1 protein-coding gene is annotated in these 1,003 nt (G+C 39.6%); it reads right to left on the reverse strand.

Annotation, left to right across the window (positions count from 1 at the left end):
* Positions 1 to 1,003, reverse strand: a 1,003-nt coding sequence (locus tag BN2746_RS09055) for a hypothetical protein (protein WP_187364064.1), incomplete at both ends; no start/stop codon positions are given.

Genomic DNA, 1,003 nt, shown 5'->3' on the forward strand with positions numbered 1-1,003 from the left:
TCTGGTTTGTCTTCGCCTGGTTTTTGTGGAACAATGTCGTCTCCTGCGTAGTTAAATGTTGCATTGTGTGTTGTGTCTTCTGTATAAGTTGTTTTAACTGCTGGATCCCATGCTTTGAATGTGTAGTCTGTAATTTGTCCCATGTTTACTGTTGGAGCTGTTAGTTCTACTTCTTCATTCTTTAGTACCCAGTATTCTGAAGTTCCGTCAAGTGTTCCCTTGCCTGTTGCAAAGTCTACTTTTACGTAGTCTTCGTCTTTTGGATCTTCTGTTACAACTTTCTTCTTGTATTGTGCAGTTACTTCTAATGCTTCTGTAATTGCTGTGTCATCTGTTTTATCCCAGCCTGTGTGTTTGTATCCTTCTTCTGGTGTTACTGCTGGTTTTGTAACGTCTGCAACTGTCTTTCCTGCAGTTGGGTTTACCCAATATTTTGTTGTTTCTGTTTCTGCTATTGTTCCATGTTCACCTTGTTTGAATTCTACTAATACGAAGTCTGCTGGTACGTCTGGTTTGTCTTCGCCTGGTTTTTGTGGAACAATGTCGTCTCCTGCGTAGTTAAATGTTGCATTGTGTGTTGTGTCTTCTGTATAAGTTGTTTTAACTGCTGGATCCCATGCTTTGAATGTGTAGTCTGTAATTTGTCCCATGTTTACTGTTGGAGCTGTTAGTTCTACTTCTTCATTCTTTAGTACCCAGTATTCTGAAGTTCCGTCAAGCGTTCCCTTGCTTGTTGCAAAGTCTACTTTTACGTAGTCTTCGTCTTTTGGATCTTCTGTTACAACTTTCTTCTTGTATTGTGCAGTTACTTCTAATGCTTCTGTAATTGCTGTGTCATCTGTTTTATCCCAGCCTGTGTGTTTGTATCCTTCTTCTGGTGTTACTGCTGGTTTTGTAACGTCTGCAACTGTCTTTCCTGCAGTTGGGTTTACCCAATATTTTGTTGTTTCTGTTTCTGCTATTGTTCCATGTTCACCTTGTTTGAATTCTACTAATACGAAGT

The sequence above is a fragment of the Lagierella massiliensis genome (assembly GCF_001407835.1).
In the GTDB taxonomy this organism is placed as follows: Bacteria; Bacillota; Clostridia; order Tissierellales; family Peptoniphilaceae; genus Mediannikoviicoccus; species Mediannikoviicoccus massiliensis.